At 67.4% G+C, this 23,367-nt stretch carries 24 protein-coding genes; 11 read left to right on the plus strand and 13 right to left on the minus strand.

The window, feature by feature from the left end:
- Window positions 1-123: 123 nt before the first annotated feature.
- Complete coding sequence (locus I7S92_RS11325) at window positions 124-1,245, minus strand: DUF6456 domain-containing protein (RefSeq protein ID WP_197644115.1); 1,122 nt, start codon at window positions 1,243-1,245, stop codon at window positions 124-126.
- Between the two features lie 222 nt (window positions 1,246-1,467).
- On the opposite strand from I7S92_RS11325, the gene I7S92_RS11330 reads away from it, so the two are divergent.
- A complete protein-coding gene (locus I7S92_RS11330; protein ID WP_197644118.1) occupies window positions 1,468-1,752 on the plus strand; it encodes a DUF6477 family protein in 285 nt (94 codons plus the stop codon).
- A gap of 16 nt (window positions 1,753-1,768) precedes the next feature.
- On the opposite strand, the gene I7S92_RS11335 is transcribed toward I7S92_RS11330, so the two are convergent.
- A complete protein-coding gene (locus I7S92_RS11335) occupies window positions 1,769-3,310 on the minus strand; it encodes a trimethylamine methyltransferase family protein (protein ID WP_197644121.1) in 1,542 nt (513 codons plus the stop codon).
- Window positions 3,311-3,543: 233 nt separating this feature from the next.
- Here I7S92_RS11335 and I7S92_RS11340 point away from each other — a divergent pair, with 233 nt between their 5' ends.
- Window positions 3,544-4,182: an outer membrane protein gene (locus tag I7S92_RS11340; protein WP_197644124.1), complete on the plus strand. Its 639-nt coding sequence runs from the start codon at window positions 3,544-3,546 to the stop codon at window positions 4,180-4,182.
- Between the two features lie 77 nt (window positions 4,183-4,259).
- Window positions 4,260-5,834 carry a glutamine-hydrolyzing GMP synthase gene (gene guaA / locus I7S92_RS11345; protein WP_197644127.1) on the plus strand — a complete coding sequence of 525 codons (1,575 nt, stop codon included), beginning with the start codon at window positions 4,260-4,262 and terminating at the stop codon, window positions 5,832-5,834.
- Window positions 5,835-5,905: 71 nt separating this feature from the next.
- Here the strand turns inward: guaA and I7S92_RS11350 are convergent, their stop codons facing one another.
- The gene (locus I7S92_RS11350) at window positions 5,906-6,376 is read right to left on the minus strand and encodes a hypothetical protein (protein ID WP_197644131.1); all 471 of its coding nucleotides are present in this window, start codon (window positions 6,374-6,376) and stop codon (window positions 5,906-5,908) included.
- Window positions 6,377-6,474: 98 nt separating this feature from the next.
- Between I7S92_RS11350 and I7S92_RS11355 the strand changes: the two genes are divergently transcribed.
- The 6 genes from I7S92_RS11355 to I7S92_RS11380 all read left to right on the plus strand — a co-directional run bounded on the left by I7S92_RS11355 (window position 6,475) and on the right by I7S92_RS11380 (window position 11,990).
- Window positions 6,475-7,404: a DMT family transporter gene (locus tag I7S92_RS11355; protein WP_197644134.1), complete on the plus strand. Its 930-nt coding sequence runs from the start codon at window positions 6,475-6,477 to the stop codon at window positions 7,402-7,404.
- A 40-nt stretch (window positions 7,405-7,444) separates the two neighbouring features.
- On the plus strand, window positions 7,445-8,512 hold the full coding sequence (locus I7S92_RS11360; RefSeq protein ID WP_197644137.1) for a hypothetical protein: 1,068 nt from the start codon (window positions 7,445-7,447) through the stop codon (window positions 8,510-8,512).
- A gap of 98 nt (window positions 8,513-8,610) precedes the next feature.
- Window positions 8,611-9,468, plus strand: a complete 858-nt coding sequence (locus I7S92_RS11365) for an ATPase (protein ID WP_197644141.1) — start codon at window positions 8,611-8,613, stop codon at window positions 9,466-9,468.
- A 57-nt stretch (window positions 9,469-9,525) separates the two neighbouring features.
- Window positions 9,526-10,443, plus strand: a complete 918-nt coding sequence (metA, locus tag I7S92_RS11370) for a homoserine O-acetyltransferase MetA (protein WP_197644144.1) — start codon at window positions 9,526-9,528, stop codon at window positions 10,441-10,443.
- A 60-nt stretch (window positions 10,444-10,503) separates the two neighbouring features.
- Complete coding sequence (gene ppk2 / locus I7S92_RS11375; RefSeq protein WP_197644147.1) at window positions 10,504-11,376, plus strand: polyphosphate kinase 2; 873 nt, start codon at window positions 10,504-10,506, stop codon at window positions 11,374-11,376.
- Window positions 11,373-11,990 (plus strand): TetR/AcrR family transcriptional regulator, encoded by a 618-nt coding sequence (locus tag I7S92_RS11380; RefSeq protein WP_197644536.1) that lies wholly within the window; start codon window positions 11,373-11,375, stop codon window positions 11,988-11,990. The genes ppk2 and I7S92_RS11380 overlap by 4 nt, the downstream gene beginning before the upstream one ends.
- Before the next feature lie 225 nt (window positions 11,991-12,215).
- On the opposite strand, the gene I7S92_RS11385 is transcribed toward I7S92_RS11380, so the two are convergent.
- The 5 genes from I7S92_RS11385 to I7S92_RS11405 form a co-directional block, all read right to left on the minus strand.
- A complete protein-coding gene (locus tag I7S92_RS11385; RefSeq protein WP_197644537.1) occupies window positions 12,216-13,289 on the minus strand; it encodes an ABC transporter ATP-binding protein in 1,074 nt (357 codons plus the stop codon).
- A 23-nt stretch (window positions 13,290-13,312) separates the two neighbouring features.
- Window positions 13,313-14,122, minus strand: a complete 810-nt coding sequence (locus tag I7S92_RS11390) for an ABC transporter permease (protein ID WP_197644149.1) — start codon at window positions 14,120-14,122, stop codon at window positions 13,313-13,315.
- On the minus strand, window positions 14,119-14,988 hold the full coding sequence (locus I7S92_RS11395) for an ABC transporter permease (protein ID WP_197644152.1): 870 nt from the start codon (window positions 14,986-14,988) through the stop codon (window positions 14,119-14,121). Before I7S92_RS11395 ends, I7S92_RS11390 begins: the two co-directional genes overlap by 4 nt.
- Window positions 14,989-15,104: 116 nt before the next feature.
- On the minus strand, window positions 15,105-15,365 hold the full coding sequence (locus I7S92_RS11400; protein WP_197644154.1) for a hypothetical protein: 261 nt from the start codon (window positions 15,363-15,365) through the stop codon (window positions 15,105-15,107).
- 118 nt (window positions 15,366-15,483) lie between these two features.
- The gene (locus I7S92_RS11405; protein ID WP_206761067.1) at window positions 15,484-16,908 is read right to left on the minus strand and encodes an aminotransferase-like domain-containing protein; all 1,425 of its coding nucleotides are present in this window, start codon (window positions 16,906-16,908) and stop codon (window positions 15,484-15,486) included.
- Between the two features lie 69 nt (window positions 16,909-16,977).
- Here I7S92_RS11405 and I7S92_RS11410 point away from each other — a divergent pair, with 69 nt between their 5' ends.
- Complete coding sequence (locus I7S92_RS11410; protein ID WP_197644163.1) at window positions 16,978-17,181, plus strand: DUF1127 domain-containing protein; 204 nt, start codon at window positions 16,978-16,980, stop codon at window positions 17,179-17,181.
- 54 nt (window positions 17,182-17,235) lie between these two features.
- On the opposite strand, the gene I7S92_RS11415 is transcribed toward I7S92_RS11410, so the two are convergent.
- The 5 genes from I7S92_RS11415 to I7S92_RS11435 form a co-directional block, all read right to left on the minus strand.
- On the minus strand, window positions 17,236-19,182 hold the full coding sequence (locus I7S92_RS11415) for an acyltransferase family protein (RefSeq protein ID WP_354001328.1): 1,947 nt from the start codon (window positions 19,180-19,182) through the stop codon (window positions 17,236-17,238).
- An 88-nt stretch (window positions 19,183-19,270) separates the two neighbouring features.
- Complete coding sequence (gene rpsI / locus I7S92_RS11420; RefSeq protein WP_197644169.1) at window positions 19,271-19,753, minus strand: 30S ribosomal protein S9; 483 nt, start codon at window positions 19,751-19,753, stop codon at window positions 19,271-19,273.
- Window positions 19,754-19,755: 2 nt separating this feature from the next.
- Window positions 19,756-20,220 (minus strand): 50S ribosomal protein L13, encoded by a 465-nt coding sequence (gene rplM / locus I7S92_RS11425; protein ID WP_197644172.1) that lies wholly within the window; start codon window positions 20,218-20,220, stop codon window positions 19,756-19,758.
- Window positions 20,221-20,447: 227 nt separating this feature from the next.
- Entirely contained in the window at window positions 20,448-21,224 is a 777-nt protein-coding gene (locus I7S92_RS11430; RefSeq protein ID WP_197644539.1) for an SseB family protein, read from the minus strand.
- 4 nt (window positions 21,225-21,228) lie between these two features.
- Window positions 21,229-21,813: a uracil-DNA glycosylase family protein gene (locus tag I7S92_RS11435; RefSeq protein ID WP_197644542.1), complete on the minus strand. Its 585-nt coding sequence runs from the start codon at window positions 21,811-21,813 to the stop codon at window positions 21,229-21,231.
- A 210-nt stretch (window positions 21,814-22,023) separates the two neighbouring features.
- Between I7S92_RS11435 and I7S92_RS11440 the strand changes: the two genes are divergently transcribed.
- Window positions 22,024-23,268 carry a Na+/H+ antiporter NhaA gene (locus I7S92_RS11440; protein WP_197644175.1) on the plus strand — a complete coding sequence of 415 codons (1,245 nt, stop codon included), beginning with the start codon at window positions 22,024-22,026 and terminating at the stop codon, window positions 23,266-23,268.
- Window positions 23,269-23,367: the final 99 nt, after the last annotated feature.

The following is a 23,367-nucleotide window of genomic DNA, read 5'->3' on the forward strand; positions in this document are numbered from 1 at the left end:
TCGACTGTAGACGGTAAGGCGGGCACCTTGGTGCGGGTTGTTCATCCTGCGGGGTCCTCGGCTGGAGTTTGGCGATTGCAGCCTAACCCCGCCTCGGGTGAACAACCTCCTGAGAATTCACAGCTAGCCGATCAGCGGGCCGGAGCGGCCGTAGGTCTCGTCATAATGCCGGCGCAGCCGCATCAGCGCGATGCGCAGCACTATCTTGCCCGAGCGCGCGGCCCAGCCCATACGCCGTTCCGCCACCTCGAGGCCTTCCAGAAAGCAGCAGCAGCGCAGGACCACGTCGCCGAGGCCGGGGCCGAGGTCGCGCAGCGCCGCCGCCACCCGCCCCCGCGCGACCGAGGGCCCCTCGCCCAGGCCCGAATCGGGCTGGAAGCCGCCGCGGTCGCCGCCGGTGAGGAAACGGTCCCAGTTCTGCGCCACGCGCGGGCCCATCTGCGCCAGTTCGAAATCCTCGCGCAGGCGTTCGGCGGCCTGGACCAGCTCGGGTTCGAGGAAGGGCTTGCCATCGCGGTCGCGGCGGCGGCCGAGCAGGCTGACCGGGCTTTCGGCCAGGTTGTAGCGCACCCGGCGCGGACCGGCGTCGTCGATCATCTCGCGCTCGCCCCAGACGCGGTGCTGGTCGGCGAAGAATCCGGCGGCCTCGTTCATGCCCTGGCGGCGGCGGTCCTCCTCGTCCACCATCCGCTTCAGGGCGGCGCGGCCCGCCGAGGTGATCTCGTAGCTGGAGACGCGCCCCGCCTTCCGGCAGGCGATCCAGTCGCGCAGGATGAAGGCCTGGGCCACCGGGCGGTCCAGCACCGCCGTCCGCAAGGAGCGGCCGTCGGGAAACTCGCGCAGGACGGCGGCCTTCTCCATCTCGGGCGCGATGGCCATGACGGCCCCCGGCTCGGCCAGCCGGCGCAGGACGCGGCGGCCTTCGCACGCCAGAAGCTGCGGGTCGCAGAGGTCGGGCGTGGCGGCGACGGGGCGGAGGGGGGCGGTCATGGGCGGGTCATCCTTTCGATCCGGGTGATCGGCCGATCGGAGGACAAGACGGGAGACCGCCGCCAGGGCTTCGTCCATCAGCGGGTCGTCGCGCCGGTTCTCGTAGCGGCGGACCTGGCGCAGGATGGTCGAGGCATGCAGCCCTTCGCGCCGCGCCAGCGCCCTGAACGATGTCCCTTCCTCGACGTGGTCCAGGTAGTGGCGCACTGCGGCGGGAAGCCAGTCTGGCAGGCTGGCGGCGGTGAGTTCCGGCAATTCAGTCGTCCCGTCTTGGTCCACTTGCGGCGGTGGTGAGTCCAGCCCTGGACGCCGCAACCTTGGGTGGAATTTGTTACCTGATCGTTAACCTCTCGGCCAACGTGGAGAATTGACGGGAATTCCTAAACTTCCTGGTAACCTCCGCGCGCTGCAATGGCTCGCTGCGCAACGCCAGGTTGACCCATGGCATCGTGCCCTCTCGTCGAAATGGAGTGCACGATGTCCGATTTCCGCATGATGCTTGCCGACCTGCGCCGCCCGCGCCTTCTGATGCGCGCCGCCCGCTTCGGGCTGGGCGATTACCGGCGTGAGCGCGACCTGCGGCGACTGGTGCCGACCGAGGCCTCGCCCGAGGTCACGGTGCCGCGGCTGATCGCAGTCGAGGAGGAGCTGGAAGCGACGCGGGTGGCGGGCGACGCGAGCTATTCGGTCGCGCGCCACATCGACGTGCTGATCGCGCTGCTGGCCGAGGCCCGCCTCCTGCGCGGGGCGGACCTGGCCTGAGGCAAAGCCGGCGTCTTCAGATGAAGGCGTCGGGCATCTCGGCCTTGCGCTGCGCGACGAAGGCTTCCAGCGCCTCGCGCTTGCCCTCGTCCAGCGCCGGGGGCTGGTAGTCGCCGAGCTGCTTCTTGACCCTCTCGGCCGCAAGCGCCTGCGTGTCGCGGCTGCCTTCCTCGGCCCAGGTCTCAAAGGGCTTGTAGTCCAGAAGCTCCGTCCGCCAGAAGGCCGATTTGAAGTTCGCCTGCGTGTGGCTGCAGCCAAGGTAGTGGCCGCCCGGGCCCACTTCGCGGATCGCGTCCATCGCCTGGCCGTTGGCATCCATCGTGACGCCCTGGGCGAGGTGGTGCAGCGTGCCGAGCTGGTCGGCGTCCATCACGAATTTCTCGTAGGACGAGACCAGCCCGCCCTCCAGCCAGCCGCAGGCGTGCAGCATGAAGTTCACGCCCGCCAGGAGCGCCATGTTCAGGCTGTTCGAGGTCTCGTAGGCCGCCTGCGCATCCGGCAGCTTGGAGCCGCAGAACGATCCGCCCGAACGGTAGGGCAGCCCCAGTCGCCGCGCCAGCTGCCCCGCGCCATAGGTGATATGCGCGGCTTCCGGCGTGCCGAAGGTGGGCGCGCCCGAGTTCATGTCGATCGAGGTCACGAAGGCGCCGAAGATCACCGGCGCGCCGGGACGCACGAGCTGGCTGTAGGCCACGCCCGCCAGCACCTCGGCCAGGACCTGGGTCAGCGTGCCCGCGACCGTTACCGGCGCCATCGCGCCGCCGACGATGAAGGGCGAGATGATCGCGGCCTGGTTCGCGCGGGCATAGACCTCGAGCGCGCCCATCATGATGCCGTCGAAGGTGAGCGGCGAGTTGATGTTGATCAGGCTGGTCATCACCGTGTTCCGGTCGACGAAATCGTCGCCGAACAGGATCTTCGACATGGCGACCGAATCCGCTGCCCGGCTCGGCTCGGTGACCGAACCCATGTAGGGCTTGTCGCTCAGCGTCATGTGCGCCATCAGCATGTCGAGGTGGCGCTTGTTCACCGGCACGTCGGTCGGCTCGCAGACGGTGCCGCCGGAATGGTGCAGCCATTTCGACATGTAGCCGAGCTTCACGAAGTTCCGGAAATCCTCCAGCGTCGCATAGCGGCGGCCGCCTTCGGCATCGCGCACGAAGGGCGGGCCATAGACCGGGGCGAGGACGAGGTTGCGCCCGCCGATCTCGACATTGCGCTCGGGGTTGCGGGCGTGCTGGGTGAAGCTGCGCGGCGCGGTGGCGCAAAGCTTGCGGGCCAGGCCGCGCGGGATATGCACCCGCTCGCCCTTCACATCGGCCCCGGCCTGGCGCCAGCGTTCCAGCGCCTCGGGGTTCTCGACGAAGTTGACGCCGATCTCTTCCAGCACGGTCTCGGCGTTGTGCTCGATGATCTGCAGCGCCTCCTCGTTCAGGATCTCGAAATCCGGGATGTTGCGCTGGATGAAACGCGCGGTCTCGAAGCTGACCGCCGTCCGCTCCGCCCGGCGGCTGGCGCCCCCACCACTGCGCGCCCTGCGTCCTGCAACTTCGTTCATGTCGGCCTCCGATGTGCTTTGTCGCCCTTATGCCGCCAAACGCGCCGGGCCCGCTTATCGAAACCGGCCATTGTTCTCCAAAACCGACATTGCTTGCGGCCGATTGCGACAGCTTCCAAGTTGCCGGACGGCGACACCCCGGGGCCGATGCCGGTCCGGTACCGTCAAGGCACTGGCCGAAACCGGAATCCTTTGACAGACTGCCCCGCGATTTAAGCAGAGGGAGTTTACAGGTGAAATACGCAATGACTGCGATGGCGATGCTGCTCGCCTCTCCCCTGTCCGCCCAGGACTGGTCGGGCCAATGGGGTGGCTTCGCCCTGGGCTATGGCGCCGGAAGCTACGAGCAGGGCGACTTCGAGGCCGACGAGACCGGCGAGGACGTGGATGTCGACGGCTTTCTCGTGGGGCTGCATTACGAACGGAACTTCCAGCGCGGCAATCATGTTCTGGGGTTCGATGTCGGTCTGTCGAAGGGGGTCCGGGGGACTTCGCCGCAGGAACCTGGCCCGGTCTGGTGGGCTTGCGAACTGGGCGAGTGCTTCGTCAACGTCGAGGCTCTGCTCACTCTGCGGGGTAGGTATGGCTGGCTGATGACACCCGAGACGATGATTTACGGTGCAGGAGGACTTGCGGCAGGAAAGGTCGAAGGCGGGATCTACAACTTCACCCAGAATTCGTCCACCGCCGTCGGCTATACGATCGGTGCCGGGCTTGCGCATATGATCCAGCCGAACCTGATGCTTTATGCCGAGGTCAACCATGTCGATCTGGGCACTCTTGAACTCGGCCCGCTTGGCACGCCCGACGACACCCTGGACGGCAGGGGCGACTTCTCCACCGTCCTGATCGGGGTGAACTTCCGCTTCTGACCCCTGCGCCCGCCTCGGGCGCCGTATCCGCACTTTGCAGGCCTTGCGATTCCGGCTGCCATCGCTTACGCGGGCGCATGACCCAGGCACATGACCGTCTTCTGATCATCGACTTCGGTTCCCAGGTGACGCAGCTGATCGCGCGCCGCCTGCGCGAGCTGAACGTCTATTGCGAAATCCACCCCTTCAACCGCGTGGACGAGGCCTTCCTCAAAGCCTTCGCCCCGAAGGCCGTGATCTTCTCGGGCGGACCGGCCTCGGTCTATCAGGAGAACGCGCCGATGCCGCCGAAGGGCGTGTTCGATCTGGGCGTGCCGATCCTGGGGATCTGCTACGGCCAGCAGGTGATGATGCATTGCCTGGGCGGCCATGTCGAAGGCGGCCACGGCACCGCCGAATTCGGCCGGGCCTTCGTGACCCCCACCGAGCTGACCCATCCGGTCCTCGCCGGCTGGTTCCCGCCCGAGGACGGCCCCCAGGCGCGCGAGCAGGTCTGGATGAGCCATGGCGACCACGTCTCGAAACTGGCCCCCGGCTTCCAGGTCCTCGGCACCTCGCCAAACGCGCCCTTCGCGATCACCGCCGATCCGGCGCGCCACTTCTACGCCGTGCAATTCCACCCCGAGGTGCACCACACCCCGAAGGGCGGCCGGCTCTACGAGAATTTCGTCAAGCTCGCCGGGTTCAAGGGCGACTGGACCATGGGCGCCTACCGCGAGGAGGCGATCCGCAAGATCCGCGAGCAGGTGGGCGACCAGAAGGTGATCTGCGGCCTGTCCGGCGGGGTGGACAGCTCGGTCGCGGCGGTGCTGATCCACGAGGCGATCGGCGACCAGCTCACTTGCGTCTTCGTCGACCACGGCCTCTTGCGCCTGGGCGAGGCGGAACAGGTGGTGACCATGTTCCGCGACCACTACCACATGCCCTTGATCCATGCCGACGAGTCGGATCTGTTCCTGACTGCGCTGGAGGGCGTCAGTGACCCCGAGGTCAAGCGCAAGACCATCGGCAAGCTTTTCATCGACGTGTTCCAGAAGCACGCAGCCGAGGTCGGCGGCGCCACCTTCCTGGCACAGGGCACGCTCTACCCCGACGTGATCGAAAGCGTCAGCTTCTCCGGCGGCCCCTCGGTCACGATCAAGAGCCATCACAACGTCGGCGGCCTGCCGGAAAAGATGGGCCTCAAGCTCGTCGAACCCCTGCGCGAGCTCTTCAAGGACGAGGTCCGCGCCCTGGGACGCGAACTGGGCCTGCCCCCCGGCTTCATCGGCCGCCACCCCTTCCCCGGCCCCGGCCTCGCGATCCGCTGCCCCGGCGAGATCACCCGGGAAAAGCTGGACATCCTGCGCCAGGCCGATGCGGTCTACATCGACCAGATCCGCAAGCACGGGCTCTATGACGAGATCTGGCAGGCCTTCGCCGCGATCCTGCCGATGCGCACCGTGGGCGTGATGGGCGACGGGCGGACCTACGACTATGCGCTTGCGCTGCGCGCGGTGACCAGCGTGGACGGCATGACCGCCGACTATTATCCTTTCACCCACGATTTCCTGGGCGAGACCGCGACGCGGATCATCAACGAGGTCAAGGGCGTGAACCGCGTCTTCTACGACTGCACCTCGAAGCCGCCGGGCACCATCGAACTGGAATGACGCCTCCTCGATGACTTCGTCACTCGTCGTCAGGCCACCGGCGACGAGGAGACGAAGTCGAACGAGGAGCGTTACCAGAGCCCGCCATGCGCGCCCTGCACGGCCCCGGCGACGGCAAGGGCCGAGAGGGCCAGCAGCACCCGATGCATCCGCAGCACCAGCACGAAGGCGCCCTCGGGGTCGCGCGTTGCCCGCTGGTGGAACCAGCGGTGCAGGACCAGCGGCTCCAGCACGAACAGGACCAGCGTGAAGATCGCCCAGACCGCGACCATCAGGTGCAGCCACCAGTAGGAGGCGAGCCGGAACAGCGCCCAGCCATCGGTCAGCCACAGCATCCACAGGCCCGACAATCCCGCCGCCAGCGTCGACAGCTTCGCCTGCGCGCCGAAGCGGCCCTCGATCCGCTCGAAGGTCGCGATCCGGTCAGCGGGCGGCAGCCGCAGCATCTGCGGCAGGATCACCAGCGTGACCATCGCCACCCCGCCGATCCAGTGCACCACCGCCAGGACATGGATCACCCGCGCCAGCACATGCGTGTCCATGGATCACCTCCAATCCTCTCATGCCCTGAAGCTGGGACCCGCGCCTTGTCGCAAGTCAAGCACTGGACTTCCCGCGCCGGCCCGGCAAGTCTCGCTCCATGACCGCCCCCCATCGCCCCCTTGCCGCCGCGCTCTGGATGACCGGCTCGATCGCCGCCTTCACTGCCATGGCGATTGCGACCCGCCAGATCGGCGGCGTGCACGACACGTTCGAGATCCTGGCCTACCGCTCGGTCGTCGGCTGGGTCCTTGTCGTCGTCCTCGCGCTTGTGCTGGGGCGGGCGCGCGACTTCCGCACCGACCGGCCGGGAAGCCATGTCTTCCGCAGTATGCTGCATTTCAGCGGCCAGTCGCTGTGGTTCTGGGCGATCACCGTGATCCCGCTGGCCCAGGTCTTCGCGCTGGAATTCACCTCGCCGATCTGGGTCATCCTGCTCGCGCCCCTGGTCCTGGGCGAGCGGCTGACCCGGCGAAGGCTTCTCTCCGCGGCACTGGGATTTGCCGGCATCCTGGTCGTCGCGCGCCCCGATTTCTCGGCGCCCGAGCCCGGCGTCCTTGCCGCCGCCGCCGCCGCGGTCTTCTTCGCCGCGACCAACATGATGACCAAGCTCCTGACCAGGGGCGAGTCGATCGTGACCATCCTGTTCTGGCTCACCCTGACCCAGACCGGCTTCGGCAGCGCCGCGATGCTGGCCGATGGCGCGGTCACCCTGCCGACGCTGGCAACCCTGCCCTGGCTGGCGCTGATCGGCGTCTCGGGCGTCACCGCGCATCTCTGCCTGACCACCGCGCTCAGCCTCGCCCCGGCCGGCACGGTGGTGCCGATGGATTTCGCCCGGCTGCCGATCATCGCCGTGGTCGGCGCGGTCTTCTATGCCGAGCCGGTCGAGCCGGCGCTTTTCCTTGGCGCGGCGCTGATCTTCCTCGGCATCTGGATCAACCTGCGGAGTGGCATTTCCGTGCCAGAACGCGAGTCACAAAACCGTGACGCGGCGTCACGAATTGACCGCCAGGGGTCCGGGACCTAGCCTGATTTCCAGGGGAATTCTCTTTGCAGGGACGAGGAACATGAAACGAATTCTGACCACGATGGCGGCCCTGACGACGGCCGGCGGCGTGCAGGCCGGGGGCGTCGAAAGATCAAGCCAGTCGGTCGCCATCCTGTTCGAACAGGGCCGCTATGCCGAACTCAGCTTCGGGCATTTCGCACCCGATGTCAGCGGCACCGTCGGGGGTGGCGCCGCGTCCTCGGGCGACATGGCGCCCAGCTACAACACCTGGAGCCTGGGCTACAAGATGGATATCGGCGACCGTATGGACTTCGCGCTGATCCTGGATCAGCCGATCGGGGCCGACGTGGACTATCCGGGCACCTTTGGGGTGGACCTTTATCCGCTTGCCGGTACGACGGCCGACCTGTCCTCCAGCGCGATCACGGCGCTTCTGCGCTACAGCTTTGAAAACAACGTCTCGGTCTATGGCGGCCTGCGCTACGAGACGGTGCATGGCGTGGTCTCGATCCCGCTGGTCGGCGACTACACGATGGAGACGAACCACGACTCGGAACTCGGCTATGTGATCGGCCTGGCCTGGGAGAAGCCCGAGATCGCGGCACGGGTCGCGCTGACCTACAACTCGGCCATCACTCATAGCCTGGAGTCAGTGGAGTTCGGGGCGCTGGCGGGCAGCTTTGATACCGAAGTCCCGCAGTCGGTGAACCTGGAGTTCCAGACCGGCATCGCCAAGGACACGCTCCTCTTCGGCTCGATCCGCTGGGTGGACTGGAGCGAATTCGTCATCGACCCGCCGAACTATCCGCTGCCGATCCCGCTGGTCAGCTATCCCAAGGACCGCGTGACCTACAACCTAGGCATCGGCCGCCGCTTCAACGACACCTGGTCCGGCGCGGTGACGCTGGGCTATGAACCCTCGGACGGCGAGATCACCGGCAACCTCGGCCCGACCGACGGGATGCGCAGCATCGGCCTCGCCGCGACCTATACCCGCGACAACATGAAGATCACCGGCGGCATCCGCTATGTCGATATCGGCGATGCCACGACCAACTCCGTGGGCGGCAACTTCTCCGGCAACTCGGGCGTCGGCGTCGGGATCCGGGTCGGCTACAGCTTCTGATCTTGGCCCCAAGGGGCCCTGGACCCCGCCCTCGGGCGGGGTTTTCCATTGTGCAATCGCAGCCCCCCGGCTAACAGAAGCCCGATTGGGGTGACGCGATGATCTACAGTTCCGGCAACGACTATCTGGCCGCGCCGCGCAAGCGGGTGATGCTCTTCGGCATGTCCGGCCTTGGCAAGACCTGGCTGTCGAACCTCCTGCGCGACCATGGCGACTGGTTCCACTACTCGGTCGATTACCGGATCGGCACCCGCTACATGGGCGAATACATCGCCGACAACTTCAAGCGCGAGGCGATGAAGGTCCCGCTGCTGCGCGAACTCCTCATGACCGACTCTGTCTACATCGCCTCGAATATCACCTTCGACAATCTCGCCCCGCTCTCAACCTACCTCGGCAAGCCCGGCGATCCGCAGAAGGGCGGCGTCCCCTTCGCCGAATACATGAAGCGGCAGGAACAGCACCGCGCCGCCGAGGTGGCCGCGACGCTGGACACCGCCCGCTTCATGGAGCGCGCCGAGGAGCTTTACGGCTATCCGAACTTCGTCTGCGACACCTCGGGCTCGATCTGCGAGGTGGTCGAAGCCGAGGACCCCGCCGATCCGGTGATGCGCCAACTGGCCGACACGCTGCTCCTGGTCTGGATCAAGGGCTCCGACGCCCATACGGCCGAACTGGTCCGCCGCTTCGACCGCGCGCCCAAACCGATGTATTACCAGCCGCACTTCCTTCATGCGGCCTGGGAGGAATATCGCGCAACCCATTCCGTGACCGAGGAAAACTGCGATCCAGACCACTTCGTCCGTTGGACCTACGCCCGCGCGCTGGCCCACCGCCAGCCGCGCTATGCCGCGATGGCGCGCTGGGGGGTGACGGTCACCGCCGAGGAAGTGGCCGCGGTCCGCACCTCCGCCGATTTCGACGCGCTCATGGCCCGCGCCATCGACCGCGCCTGACTTGCATCCCGGGGCGCGACGCCCTAGCTCTTGGCCTTCATTCCGGGGAACCCGACCATGCCGATCACCCTGCCCGAAACCCTGCCCGCCTATGACGTGCTGCGGTCCGAGGGCGTGATGGTCATGTCCCCCGACCGCGCCGCGCATCAGGACATCCGGCCATTGCGGATCGGGCTTCTCAATCTGATGCCGAAGAAGATCCAGACCGAGAACCAGTTCGCCCGCCTGATCGGCGCCACGCCGCTGCAGATCGACCTGCACCTGATCCGCATGTCCAGCCACGAGACGAAGAACACCGCGGCCGAGCATATGGCGACCTTCTACCGCCCCTTCCGCGAGGTGAAGGGCGACAGGTTCGACGGCCTCATCATCACCGGCGCGCCGATCGAGCACCTGCCCTTCGATGAGGTCACCTACTGGGACGAGCTCTGCGAGGTCATGGACTGGACCCAGAGCAACGTCCATTCCACCTTCGGCGTCTGCTGGGGCGGGATGGCGATGATCAACCATTTCCACGGCGTGAAGAAGCACATGCTGGACCACAAGGCCTTCGGCTGCTTCCGCCACAAGAACCTCGCCCCGACCTCGCCCTACCTGCGCGGCTTCTCGGATGACTTCGTGATCCCGGTCTCCCGCTGGACCGAGATGAAACAGGCCGAGATCGACGCCGCGCCGGGCTTGCGCACGCTTCTGGGCAGCGACGAGGTCGGCCCCTGCCTGGTCGAGGACCCCGGCCACCGCGCGCTCTACATCTTCAACCACTTCGAATACGACAGCGACACGCTGAAGCAGGAGTACGACCGCGACGTGGCCAACGGCACCCCGATCAACGTGCCGATGAACTACTATCCGGACGACAACCCTGCCCTGCCGCCGCTGAACCGCTGGCGCAGCCACGCGCATCTGCTCTACGGCAACTGGATCAACGAGATCTACCAGACCACGCCCTATGACCTGGCCGAGATCGGGCGCTGAGGTTCCGCGCATTGCGCTGACCGGGGCAATCACCATACTGCCGCAAACAGGGAGGCGATGATGACCCTACCATTCGACGGCGCGATCAGCCGCTATTTCCGCGAGGGTGCGCCGAAAGCGGTGCGCAAGGCGATCGAGGCGGCGGACAAGGACGACATCCTGACCGCCTCCTACCCCTACCGCGAGGAGATGAAGGGCAAGGACTACGACGCCCGGATGGAGGCGCTGCAGATCGAGCTGGCGAAGATGCAGGCGGGGCTCAAGGCCTCCGGCCAGCGGCTCCTCGTGGTGTTCGAGGGCCGCGACGCCGCCGGCAAGGGCGGCACGATCAAGGCGGTGACCGAGAACCTGAACCCGCGCCAGGCCTATGTCGTGGCCCTGGCGAAGCCCAACGAGCGCGAGAGCCAGCAATGGTATTTCCAGCGCTACGTCGACTGGTTTCCGGCCGGGGGCGAGATCGCGCTTTATGACCGCAGCTGGTACAACCGCGCCGTGATCGAGCATGTCTTCGGCTTCTGCACGCCCGACGAACGGGCGAAGTTCTTCCGGCAGCTTCCCGAATTCGAGCAGATGATCGTCGACGAGGGGATCACCTTCCGCAAGATCTGGCTGGAGGTCGGACGGGCCGAGCAGCTGAACCGCTTTCTCGCGCGGGAGGGGGATCTGCTGAAACAGTGGAAGCTCTCCCGGATCGACATCGACGGGCTGGCGAAATGGGAGGACTACTGCAAGGCCATCGACGAGACGATGGAGAGGACCCACTTCAAGCACGCGCCCTGGACGGTGATCCTGTCCGACGACAAGAAGCGGGCGCGGATCGCGGCGATCCAGACGATCCTCGGCTCGGTCGACTATGCCGGGAAGGACGAAGGCGCCATCGGCAAGGTCGACGGGAAGATCTGCGGCGGGCCGTCCTTGCGCAAAAAGGACTGACCTTGAAGCGGGGCTATCACCACGGAAACCTCCGGCAGGCGCTGGTCGAGGCGGCGCTGGCGCTGATCGCCGAGAAGGGGCCGCAGGGCTTCACCCTGTCCGAGGCGGCGAAGGCGGCGGATGTGACCCCGGCGGCGGTCTACCGGCATTTCGCGGGCCGCGACGACCTGCTGGCCGAGGTGGCGCGGCAGGGGTTCGACATCTTCGCCGCGCTCCTGGAATATGCTTTCGACGAGGGGCGGCCCTCGGCCCTGGCGGCCTTCGAGGCGACGGGGCGGGCCTACCTCGCCTTCGCGCGGAAATATCCCGGCCATTACCAGGCGATGTTCGAGAGCGGCCTTCAGCCGGGGCGGCATCCGGACCTGGCCCAGGTCGCCGGCAAGGCGCGGGCGACGATGGAGCGTGCGGCGGAGCTTCTGGTGCGGGGGATGCCGGAGGGGCGGCGGCCGCCGGCGGGCATGATCTCGGCCCATGCCTGGGCCGTGTCTCACGGGGTGGTGGAGCTTTTCCTGCGGGGGAACGGGGGGGTGCAGCCCTGGCCGGCGGAGGACCTGCTGGAGACCGCGATCGGGATCTATCTGCGCGGGCTGGGCCTGATCGCGCCGGATCGGTGAAGCCGGGCCGTCCACGCGTGGACACGGCACGGGATAAAATGAAATCAGCCATTTGCCTGGCGACATTCAGGAAGTGTCGATCCTGTTCCCGCCTTCTTCCCTTCGCCATCGGGCGGCGTCGATCATCCTTTCCGGCACCGGGCGGGGCGGCTCGTCGATGACTTCGTCACTCCTCGCGGGTGCGGGGCCACCGACGAGAAGACGAAGTCGCACGAGGAGGAGCGATCAGCGGAACAGCACCAGGGCCGAGGGGCTCCAGGCGACGCGGACCTTGGTGCCGACCTCCAGCACCGGGCGGCCGGGAACGTTGCGCATCGACAGGCGCACCTCGACGTCGGTTCCGCCGAGGTAGACGTCGTAATAGGTCATGTCGCCGAAATAGATCACCTCGTCGATCACGCCGTCCGTCTCGCGCTCCAGGGGCTTCTGATCGTCGTAAAGCAGCGTCAGCGTCTCGGGCCGCAGGCCGACCACCGGGCTTTCGCCGTGTGCGGGCGGGGCCATGGAGGCGTCGATGGTGACACGGCCAAGGCCCTTGGCATCGATCTCTACCTTGTCGCCGGCCTCGGACAGCACCTCGGCCGGGATGAAGTTCATCGTGCCGATGAAATCCGCCACCTTCTTCGAGTTCGGGCGACGATAGAGGGTCTCGGGGTCGGCCAGCTGGGCGATCTCGCCCTCGAACATCACGGCGATGCGGTCGGACATGACCAGCGCCTCTTCCTGGTCATGCGTCACCAGGATGAAGGTGATGCCGACCTGGCGCTGGAGCTTGATCAGCTCCACCTGCATGTGCTCGCGCATCTTCTTGTCGAGCGCGGAGAGCGGTTCGTCCAGCAAGAGCACCTTGGGCTTCAGGATCAGCGCCCGCGCCAGCGCCACCCGCTGGCGCTGGCCGCCGGAAAGCGCATGGGCGGCGCGGGCGCCATAGCCCTTGAGGCCGACCATCTCCAGCGCCTCGGCCACGGCCTTTGCCTTCTCCGCCTTCGGGCGGGGATCCCTGCGCAGGCCGAAGCCCACGTTCTCGGCCACCGACATATGCGGGAAGATGGCGTAGGACTGGAACACCATGTTCGTCGGCCGCGCATTCGCGGCCACCCCCGCCACATCCTTGCCGTCGATCATCACAACGCCCGAGGAGATGTCCTCGAACCCGGCGATGGTGCGCAAAAGCGTGGTCTTGCCGCAGCCCGAGGGGCCGAGGAGCGAGAAGAATTCCCCCGCCTTGATCGTGCCGTTGATCCCGCGCAGCGCGTGGTAGTCGCCGTAGTATTTGTGGACGTCCTTGAACTCGATCATCGTCGGACGGTCATCGGAAAAGGTCACAGGAAGCCTCCGGAATCTTTGCCCCCGGCCTTGGCGATGCCGCGGCGGCGCATGTACTCGGCGAAACCGAGCAGGATGATCGAGAACAGGACCAGCAGCGTCCCGAGCGCCAGCATCGACGGCACCTTGGCGGGAAAGCGGAACTGGCCGAAGATATAGACCGACAGCACCGGCTTGCCCGAGCCGAGGAAGTTCGCCAGCACGAATTCGTCGATCGAGATGGTGAAGCAGATCAGGAAGCTGGCGATGATCCCCGGCATGACCAGGGGCAGGATGATCAGCCGGAAGGTGGCCGCCCGGGTCTCGCCCAGGTCGAGCGCGGCTTCCTCCAGCGACTTGTCAAGGCTCTGGAAGGCCGAGGTCAGGATCGCCACCGCGAAGGGCATGCACAGGAGCACATGGCCCATGATGATCGTCAGCATCGACAGCGGCACCGAGAGCGACAGGAGCACGATGAGGAGCGCCATGGCGACCACGATGTCGGGCAGGACCATGGGCAGCATGATCAGGCCCATGGCGGCCGGTTTGCCGGGGAAGGCATAGCGCACCGAGGCCCGGGCGGCAAAAAGGCCGAGCACGGTGGCGATGGTCGAGGTGGACAGCGCGATCACCAGGCTGCGCAGAAGCGCAGAGCGCAGGTTGGCATCGGCCCACATCTCGCCGAACCATCTGGTGGTGAAGCCCTTCAGCGGAAAGGCAACGACCTGCGAATCGTTCAGCGCGAAGACCGGCAGGATCAAGATCGGGGCATAGAGGAACACCAGGTAGAGGATGGCATAGACGCCGAGACCCGTGCCCTGCTTCATTTCCGGCCTCCGAGGTAACGCTTGTTCCACAGCACGAAGGCCACCGAGATCAGCGCCACGATGGTCATGGCCCCCACCGCGATGGCCGAGCCCATCGCCTGGTCGCGCTGCTTGAGCATGGCGACCTCCATCAGGTTGGCGATCATCGGGGTCTTGCCGCCGCCGATCAGTTCCGGCGTCACATAGTCGCCCACCGTCGGGATGAAGACGATCAGCACCGCCGCGATCACGCCCGGCAGCGAGAGCGGCAGCGTCACGCGCAGGAAGGTCATCCAGCGGCTTTCGCCGAGGTCCTGCCCGGCCTCGAGGAGGCTGCGGTCCACCTTCTCCAGGCTGACGAAGATCGGCAGCACGGCGAAGGGGGCATAGGCATGGGCCAGGGTGATGATGATCGAAAGGACGCCGTTCGACAGGATGTTCGGCTGGGTGTCGGTGATCCCCAGCCCCATGACGACGGAATCGAAGATGCCGTCATAGCCCAAGATCGTGCGCCAGAGTGCCACGCGGATGATGTAGCTGGTCCAGAACGGGATCGTGATCAGGAACAGCCACAGCGCCTTGCGCGAGGGCGCGACGTGGAACGAGACGAAATAGGCGATCGGATAGGCCAGAATCACGGTGGCGAGCGTGACGAAGAAGGACACGATCAGCGAGCGCCACATCAGCGCGCGATAGACCGGCTTGGTGAGGAGGTCGTGATAGTTGTCCAGCGTCAGCGGCAGCGAGACGCTGCCCTTCTCGCCGGTCAGGACCGAATAGAGCAGCACCGTGGCGAGCGGCGCTGCAAGCATGAGGATCGCGTAAAGCGCGGGCGGGCTGATGAGCTTGAGCCCGGCCCTGGCCTCGGTACTTGGCGTCTGCGCCATCTTGCCCCCTGTCCCGGCCGCGCTGCGGCAGCCTTGCGATTTGATCAAATTAAACCGAAGGACCGGCTTTAGGCAAGAGGGGCCTTGCGCGGGACGGAAAATCGCCCGAGCGCGGCCTAGCCCGCGATGCGCTCGATGGAAATCGCGCGCTTCTTCAGCTCGTCATACAGCGTCGGCACGACCCGGAGCGCGCCCACGGCCACGCGGAGCGCATCGGCGATCCGGTCCTCGGACGGCTGGGCCGAGGCGACGCGCCAGACCATGCGGCGGGCGACGCCATCGTCATAGATGATTTCGGTGGTCCCGGCCCGCGTCTTGCGCCAGCCAAGGAAATCGGCGCCCCCATGGGGGGCGTGGAAGGTGGATTGCAGGCCCATTTTCGGACTCTCGCCATTTGACTGCTCTGCGGCGATTTTCCGTCAGGTCAGCGGCCCCGGTCAACTGCGCCCCGCCCACATCCTCGTGAGCGAGTCCCTTTTGCAACAGGTCGGGGGTTCAGACCGACAGGTCGGCGGGCGGGCGGGCGAGAAGCTCGGCCAGGCGGCGCATGGCGCTTTCGAAATCGCCGCGCGGCAGGTTGGCGGCGATGGCGATGCGGACGGCGTTCGGCGCGCGGCCGTGCACCAGCGCGTATTCGTCGGCCGAGCGCAGGAGCACCCCCTTCGCCTCGGCCGCGCGGGCGAAGGCCGAGGCGCGCCAGCCGATCGGCAGGCGGAGCCAGACGAAGGGCACGCCGGCCTGCCAGGAGAGGTCATAGGAGCCAAGCTGGTTGACCAGGATCTGCTGGCGGGCGGCAAACTCGGCCTGGACCGCCGCGCGAATCCGCGCCGCCGCACCCGAGCGGAAGAGGTGCAGCATCAGGTCCGCCACCGGGCGCGACAGCGCAAAGAACCCGTGCTGCGCGGTCAGCCGCCCGGCCTCGCCCATGCCCGAGGGGCAGACCACATAGCCGAAGCGCAACGCCGCCGAGAGGGTCTTGGAGACCGAGCCGACCAGCCAGACCCGTTCCGGCGCAAGGGCGCGCAGGCTGGGTATGTCGCTTTCGGCCACCGAATAGCAGTCGTCCTCGAGCACCTGGAGGTCATAGGTCCGCGCGATGGCGGCGATCTCCTGGCGGCGCTTCACCGGCATCCGGCCGGTGGTCGGGTTCTGCGCCTCGGTCGTGAGACAGAGGACCTGGGCGCCGTGACGGCGGCAGGCGGCCTCCAGCGCGGCGGGCACGATGCCCTGTTCGTCGATCTCGACCGGCACCACTTCGGCCCTCGCGGCGCGGGCGGCGTAGCGGAAACCGGGATAGGCCAGTTCCTCGATCAGAACCACCGGGCGCTCGCCGCGCAGGCAGCAGTCGAAGATCAGGGAAATGGCGTTCTGCCCGCCATGGGTCAGCGCCACCTCCTCGGGGCCCGCGGGGCCGAGGATGCGGTCGCCGAGCCAGGTGACGATCTCGGCACGCAGCGCGGCCTCGCCCATCTGGCTGGTGTAGTCGAGCCAGCCCTGCCCGGTCGCGGCCGCCATCTCGAGGAGGGCGGCGCGGAAGGCCTCGGCCTGGCCGACCTCGGGCACCAGCGGCGGGCGCAGGTCGACCAACCCGGTCGAGCCGCCGGTGACCCGTTCGGTATACAATGCCTGGGTCGGGCCGAGACGCGGGGATTGTGCCGCTACAAAGGTGCCCCGCCCCACGGTGGCGGCCAGCAGCCCCTCCTGCGTCGCCAGCTGATAGGCGCGGGATACGGTTCCTGGTGTCAGATGCAACCTCCAGGCGAGGTCGCGCACCGTAGGCAATTGAGAATTCGCCGGTAGTTCCCCGCTGCGGATCGCGTCTCGCAACGCCCGGCTGAGGCCGAGATACTTCGGGCCGGGAAATCGACTCAGGTCGGGCGCCCATCTTGTATCAGTCACAATAATCCTCTGGCGGTTCATTCCGGGGAATTGTACATTGTCTTACAGAATATCGGCGATTGTATCAATACAAAGTCACAGGAGGCTGCGATGCCCCAGACCACGACCCGGACCCTGCCCTTCAGCGCCCCGCGCGGCTTCGTCGCGCGCCTGACCCGCAGCGCCACCGATGCGATCGCCCGCCGCCGCAACCGCCTGGCCCTTGGCCGGCTGGACCCGCACCTCCTGCGCGACATCGGCCTTTCGAGCGACGAGGCCCGGACCGAGGCGGCCAAGCCCTTCTGGCAGCCCTGAGCGCGATCCCTTTCTTACCCCTGACTGGGCCGGGATTTCCCGGCCCTTCTTTTTTCACTCAGCCGTCACGACAGCCCGTGCCGCAGCGATGACGTCGGCGCGTCTGCCAAAATGCAAGCCGCCCAACTCGCTGAGGTGATCCCCATCCCGCCACCACAGACCGTCACAATCCGCGAAATCCCCAGGCCACACAAAGGCGAAAAGCCGGTTCTGTGACAGATAGTGCACAGTAGATTTCGAAAGCATCTGCCCAATGGTCAAGTCGAGCCGGCCAAAGGCCTGAGCGAGGCCGGGCCGCAGCGGCGGTGCATGGCCGCATCCGGTCGTCAGCAGCGTCTCCGGCGGAATATGCGGCTCGGTCCGGGGACCAAACCAGACGACCGGCACTGCCTGCGCCAGGGACTCGAGATAGGTCCTGACCTTTTCCACATGGACCAGGTTCACCTGCAGATCCGGCACCGGATCGGAAAGGCCGATCAAGTCGATCATCTCGCGGCTGCCTTCGGGATGGCCGGACGTGGTGAGCAAATAGAATCCCGCCTGTTCATAGATTGCCAGCTCGAAATAGCCTTCGGCTACGAGGGCAGGCAGGGCCTGATACGGGCAGTCGGGATCGGGGCTGTGTGGGCGGCAGCCTCCCTGCACCACGCCAAAGATGAAGGGCGCGCGTTCCAGCTGGGCGACCTGGGTGAAAAGGTCGATTGCGTGGCTGTCGCCAAGGACAAGGATGCCCTTCCCATGCCGCTCGCGGCAGTCGGACAGACGGGCGAGGACCTCATCCGCCTGCGGAGTACCGGAAGCGAAGCGGCAGCTCTCGTCCGGCAGCGCGGGACGGCTGCGCACGGCTTCGATCAGGGTCAGTTCACGCTGAAGATCCGGGTGGAGCATTCCCCAGAGCCCGGGCCAGCCGCCCGCGGCCTTCCCGGCGAGACCAAGACCGAAAAGGCCCACACTGGCGACGACCGCAGCAGCGAGGGCCGAGCGGCGCGACGGCAGAAGCCGTGGCCGGGCGCCGCGGAATGGTTGCTCGACCAGGCGCCAGGTCATCGTGGAAAGCGCAAGGATCAGCAGGATGAGCGTCGCTGTTGCAAGGGGCGATGGCGCCGCGCCCCTGACGACCCGGGCAAGAACGAACACGGGCTGATGCCAGAGATAGGCGGAATAGCTGATGAGGCCGACAGCCCGGAATGGCCCCCAGGAGAGAAGCCGCGCCGCACTTGTTCCAGCCCCGGCAAACTGCAGGACAAGCGCTGTCCCGATGACCGGCAACATGACCCCACCGCCCGGCACCATGCCGGGCGGCGGTGCAAAGAGCGGAAGCACGACAAGCGCCAGTCCCAACCAGCCCAACGCGGGCGCGCGCGCACCCCGGTTCGGTAGCAGCGCCACCAGCGCTCCGGCGAGAAGCTCCCAGAAGCGTGAGAGCGTGAAGAAGAAGTTCTTTTCGGCATCGACCCGCGCCAGGACTTCGGCCAGGAAGAAGCTGACCAGAATCGCAGCCACCAGCGCCATCACTTTCGCCCGCCGGGATCGCCGCCGCATCGCATGGAGCGCCAGCGGAAAAAGCAGATAGAACTGCTCTTCGACGGCAAGGCTCCAAGTATGCAGCAGCGGGAGCTGGTGCGCGCCTGGGCCGAAATAGCCGGACTGATCGGCGAAATGGAAATTGGAGAGGAAGACCGAAACCCAGATCACGCTGTCGGAAAGTGCGGCAATCCGGCTGGGAGTGAGGAGGAGGATGGCCGCCAGAACCGTGGCGAGGACCACCGTGACCAGCGCCGGCAGGATGCGCCGCGCGCGCCGCTCGTAGAACTGCAGGAGCGAGAAGCGGTCCTGCGCCATGTCGTTAAGCAGCAGGGTTGTGATCAGGTAGCCGCTGATGACGAAGAAGATGTCGACCCCGGCAAAGCCGCCCGGAATCCACCAGATCTGCGCGTGATACAGGATGACGGAGAGCACCGCCACCGCACGCAACCCGTCGATCTCGCTTCGATAAAGCAATTATCTTCCTCAAGAGCCTTGCGCAAAAGGCCCGCCGGTGAGGGCGGGCCTTGCCGAAGGTGCGCTGTAGCGCACCCTACGATGGCGATTAGCGCTTCGAGAACTGGAAGCTGCGGCGAGCCTTCGGCTTGCCGTATTTCTTCCGTTCGACGACGCGGCTGTCGCGGGTCAGGAAGCCTGCCGCCTTCAGCGCACCGCGCAGGGCGGGTTCATAGAGTTGCAGCGCCTTGGAGATACCGTGCTTCACCGCACCGGCCTGGCCCGAGAGCCCGCCCCCGGCGACGGTCGCGTAGACGTCGAACTGGCCTTCCACGTTCGCCACGGTGAAGGGCTGCTTCAGGATCATCTGCAGCACCGGACGGGCGAAGTAGACCGCCATTTCCTTGCCGTTGACCACGACCTTGCCCGAGCCGGGCTTGACCCAGACGCGGGCGACCGCGTCCTTGCGCTTGCCGGTCGCGTAGGAGCGGCCGAGCTTGTCGCGGACCGGCGCGCGCGGCGCGGCCTCGACAGCGGCGGGGGCGGAACCGACGGCGGATTTCAGGTCATCGAGGGATTTGATGTCGGCCATGATCACGCGCTCCGGGTGTTCTTCGGGTTCAGGACCTTGAGGTCCAGAACGGTCGGCTGCTGCGCCTCATGCGGATGCTCGGCCCCGGCATAGACGCGCAGGTTGGTCATCTGCTGCCGGCCCAGGCGGTTGCGGGTGATCATGCGCTCGACCGCCTTTTCCACCACACGCTCGGGGTGGGCGCCTTCCAGCACCTGCCGCGCGGTGCGCGACTTGATCCCGCCGGGATGGCCGGTGTGCCAGTAATAGACCTTGTCGTCGCGCTTGTTGCCGGTCATCTGCACCTTGTCGGCATTGATGACGATGACATTGTCGCCCATGTCCATGTGCGGAGTGAAGGTCGGCTTGTTCTTGCCGCGCAGGATGTTGGCGACGATCGTGGCGAGGCGGCCCAGAACGACGCCCTCGGCGTCGATCAGGATCCACTTCTTCTCGATGTCCGCCGGAGTAGCGGTGAAGGTTTTCATCGTGGTTCCTAACGAAGAAGGAGGCCTGACGGCCCCCGGCAATTCGGATGCGGGCTTGTCGCAGATGCCGGACACAGCGTCAAGCGCGTCCAGCCATAATTTATCGATACAAAACAGTCCCTTGCGAGAACGGTATCAAAATACCCCATGTCCGCCCGCTCTTTCCCCAGATACTCCCTCGGGGTCCAGGGGGCGAAGCGCCCCCGGGGCCGGCCAGGCGCGACCACCTAGCGCAGCTTCGGCGGGCGCGAGGGGTCCATGCCCGGAGCAGCCGGGGCCAGGTCCTGCACCTGCGGCTGGGGCAGGTCGAAGCGCAGCCCGACCCGCGCCATCGCCCCGGCCGCAACCTCGCCCGAGGCGAGGAAGGCCACGTCCAGCTCGCCGGCCTCCACGCCCGAGAAGACCAGCGCCTCCTGCATCGCGCGCGCCAGCGCCGCCTCGGCGCCAGGGGCCGCATCGAGGAAGGCCAGGAGATGGCCACGCCGCCCGTCCCGGTAGACCACGCCCGCCAGCACCGCCGCCGCGGCAAGCCTGCCGGCCCGCGCCAGCTTCGCGTCCAGCGCCGCGACCACGGCCTCGGGCACAAGCGGCGGCACGAAGTCGCGCGGCTGCGCCTCCAGCTCCTCGGGGCCGTCCTCCAGCGTCGCGGCCAGCCAGTCCAGCGCCTCGGGCGGCAGCAGCATCGAGGAGGGCGCCACGCCGAGGTTCACCCCGAGCCCGATCCCCTGCCCCTTCAGAAGCTGCGCGATCACCCGCCCCGGCAGGGCGGCATAGGGCGCGATCCCGCCGGAAAAGCTCGCCAACCGCTCCTCGCGGTCGAAGACCAGCACCACCGGCCCCTCCTCCAGATCGAAGACCTTGGGCTCCAGGTTCCCGCCCGTCGCCTCGCACGCCAGCAGCAGCACCAGCTCGCCATCCGCCAGCCGCTCGAAGAAGCGCAGCCGCAGGGTTTCGTTCTCCGGGTCGGCGGACACCGCCGCATGGGCGGCATCCAGCAGGGTCAGAAGGTCAGTCATCCATCAGGCTCCGGATCCGGGTGCGCAGGGCGGGCAGGAGGTCGGCCTCGAACCAAGGGTTGCGCTTCAGCCATGCGGTATTCCGCCACGAGGGATGCGGCAAGGGAAAGACGCCGTGTGCGGCGGGTCCGCGCCAATCGGCCACGGCGGCGGTCAGGTCGCGCAGGCCCAGGTGCCAGCGGATCGCCGCACCGCCGACCAGGAGCGTCAGCGGCACCGCGCCCAGTTCCGCCATGACCCGCGCCCGCCAGGTCGCGGCGCAGAGCGGCGGCGGCGGCAGGTCGGCGCCCTTCGCGTCATAGCCGGGGAAACAGAAGGCCATCGGCACCACCGCGACGCGGGCAAGGTCGTAGAACTCGGCCGCGCTGACCCCCATCCAGTCGCGCAGCCGGTCGCCCGAACGGTCGGTGAAGGGCCGCCCGCTCTCATGCACCCGCAGGCCCGGCGCCTGCCCCGCCACCAGCACCCGCGCGCCGGGCCGGAACCAGGCGACCGGGCGCGGCGCATGGCCCGTGGCGGTGGCGGCGAAACGGCCGGCGCAAAGCCGGCAGGCCCGGATATCCTCGATCAACCCCATCGCCCGAAGCTGGCCCCCGCCGCTCCTCGGCACAAGGGCCAGCAGCTTCCTCTTGGCGAAAATACTCCCGCCGGAGGCATCCGCCGCCTCCACCTGCCCCGCCATCGGCCCATCTGGCACCGGCAGCGCCGTCCTTCGGGGCTCGATGCCCCGGAGGACGGCACCCGCTCCGGGGGCGGCCCATTGCGGCAGGCGGGAAAACCGCGTCAAATGGCCGGACCCTCGCCGCCACAGGACCAGATGTACCGCGTCTCCGCCTTCGTTCCCCGCTTCGCCCGGGCTCTCCTCGCCGGGGCCCTCGTCGCCACGCTCTGGGTCAATCTCGCCCCCGCAAGCTATTATGACGCGGTCGAATGGCGCATCGCCGACCTGGCGCTGCCGGGCTGGCTGGCGCCCTTCCCGGTCAGCCTGACGCCGATGAACCTCTTGTCCGAGGGGCTGATGGCACTGTTCCTGGTCTTCGTCGGCAAGGAGCTGCGCGAGGCGCTGGTCGTGGAACAGGGCGCGCTGGTGGGCGGGCGGGCACTGCTGCCGCTGGGGCTGGTGCTGGGCGGCATGACCGGCACGGCGGGAACCTGGCTGATCGTCTCGGGCCTGATCGAGACCGCCGGCGAGGCGGGCTTCGGCACCGGCTGGCAGGTGCCGCTCGGCACCGATGTGGCGCTGTGCTTCCTGGTCGGGCGGCGGGTCTTCGGGCCGGGCCACCCGGCGCTGCACCTGCTGCTTCTGCTGGCCATCGCCACCGACATCCTGGCGCTTCTGGTCCTGGGCCTGACCCAGCACGTCGCCGGGCTGCGGCCGCTCTGGCTGGTGCTGCCGGTCCTCGCGACGCTCCTCGCCTGGCGCTTCCACGGACGCGCCCTGCCCGCAGGCGCGGCCGAGCGCGCGCGCCGGGCGCAGCGCCGCCTCTGGCCCTATCTGCTGGCCGGCGCGGTCTCCTGGATCGGGGTGGTCGCGGCCGGGCTGCCGGGCGCGCTGGGGCTGTTGCCGGTGATCCTCGCCATCACCCCGGCCGACCGCAGCTTCGGCCTCTTCGCCGAGGCCGAGGAGCTGTTGCACGATCCGATGAACCGGCTGGCGCATGCGCTGTCCTGGCCGCTGGTCGGTATCCTGTTCCTGTTCGGCCTGACGCGGGGCGGCGTCGACCTCGGGGCGCTTGCGCCCACCACGCTGACCACGCTGGCCGCGCTGGCGATCGGCCGGCCGCTGGGGATGCTGGCGCTCGGCCTCGGCCTGGCCGCCGCCCTCGACCTGCGCCTGCCGCAGGGGCTTTCCCTGCGCGACCTTCTAACCATCGCGCTGATCATGGGGCTGGGATTCACCGTCCCGGTCCTCTCGCTCGAAACCGCGCTGCCCGGCGGCGCGATGCAGGAGGCGGCGCGGCTGGGGATCGCGCTCAGCCTCCTCGCCGGGCCGCTTGCGATCCTGGTCGCACGCCGCCGAGCCGGGGGCTGACCTTCGGCCGCCCTTTAAACGACACAAACGGGGTGTTAACCCTGCAGCAGTAGTAAGGGGTGAGGCGCGGCACGGGGAGGTGCCCGCCCAGAGGCGGTG

Origin of the sequence: Tabrizicola soli (assembly GCF_015999335.1) — a bacterium.
Taxonomy (GTDB): Bacteria; Pseudomonadota; Alphaproteobacteria; order Rhodobacterales; family Rhodobacteraceae; genus Tabrizicola; species Tabrizicola soli.

Excerpts from the sequence above, each read along its gene's own strand:
- I7S92_RS11355 (WP_197644134.1), top strand. The coding sequence starts at position 6,475 with ATGACCGCCCCCCATCGCCCCCTTGCCGCCGCGCTCTGGATGACCGGC.
- I7S92_RS11405 (WP_206761067.1), bottom strand. The coding sequence starts at position 16,908 with ATGAACCGCCAGAGGATTATTGTGACTGATACAAGATGGGCGCCCGAC.
- I7S92_RS11395 (WP_197644152.1), bottom strand. The coding sequence starts at position 14,988 with ATGGCGCAGACGCCAAGTACCGAGGCCAGGGCCGGGCTCAAGCTCATC.
- I7S92_RS11435 (WP_197644542.1), bottom strand. The coding sequence starts at position 21,813 with ATGGGGTTGATCGAGGATATCCGGGCCTGCCGGCTTTGCGCCGGCCGT.
- I7S92_RS11440 (WP_197644175.1), top strand. The coding sequence starts at position 22,024 with ATGGCCGGACCCTCGCCGCCACAGGACCAGATGTACCGCGTCTCCGCC.
- ppk2 (WP_197644147.1), top strand. The coding sequence starts at position 10,504 with ATGACCCTACCATTCGACGGCGCGATCAGCCGCTATTTCCGCGAGGGT.
- I7S92_RS11365 (WP_197644141.1), top strand. The coding sequence starts at position 8,611 with ATGATCTACAGTTCCGGCAACGACTATCTGGCCGCGCCGCGCAAGCGG.
- I7S92_RS11410 (WP_197644163.1), top strand. The coding sequence starts at position 16,978 with ATGCCCCAGACCACGACCCGGACCCTGCCCTTCAGCGCCCCGCGCGGC.
- I7S92_RS11390 (WP_197644149.1), bottom strand. The coding sequence starts at position 14,122 with ATGAAGCAGGGCACGGGTCTCGGCGTCTATGCCATCCTCTACCTGGTG.
- metA (WP_197644144.1), top strand. The coding sequence starts at position 9,526 with ATGCCGATCACCCTGCCCGAAACCCTGCCCGCCTATGACGTGCTGCGG.
- I7S92_RS11385 (WP_197644537.1), bottom strand. The coding sequence starts at position 13,289 with ATGATCGAGTTCAAGGACGTCCACAAATACTACGGCGACTACCACGCG.
- rplM (WP_197644172.1), bottom strand. The coding sequence starts at position 20,220 with ATGAAAACCTTCACCGCTACTCCGGCGGACATCGAGAAGAAGTGGATC.
- rpsI (WP_197644169.1), bottom strand. The coding sequence starts at position 19,753 with ATGGCCGACATCAAATCCCTCGATGACCTGAAATCCGCCGTCGGTTCC.
- I7S92_RS11360 (WP_197644137.1), top strand. The coding sequence starts at position 7,445 with ATGAAACGAATTCTGACCACGATGGCGGCCCTGACGACGGCCGGCGGC.
- I7S92_RS11400 (WP_197644154.1), bottom strand. The coding sequence starts at position 15,365 with ATGGGCCTGCAATCCACCTTCCACGCCCCCCATGGGGGCGCCGATTTC.
- I7S92_RS11335 (WP_197644121.1), bottom strand. The coding sequence starts at position 3,310 with ATGAACGAAGTTGCAGGACGCAGGGCGCGCAGTGGTGGGGGCGCCAGC.
- guaA (WP_197644127.1), top strand. The coding sequence starts at position 4,260 with ATGACCCAGGCACATGACCGTCTTCTGATCATCGACTTCGGTTCCCAG.
- I7S92_RS11330 (WP_197644118.1), top strand. The coding sequence starts at position 1,468 with ATGTCCGATTTCCGCATGATGCTTGCCGACCTGCGCCGCCCGCGCCTT.
- I7S92_RS11350 (WP_197644131.1), bottom strand. The coding sequence starts at position 6,376 with ATGGACACGCATGTGCTGGCGCGGGTGATCCATGTCCTGGCGGTGGTG.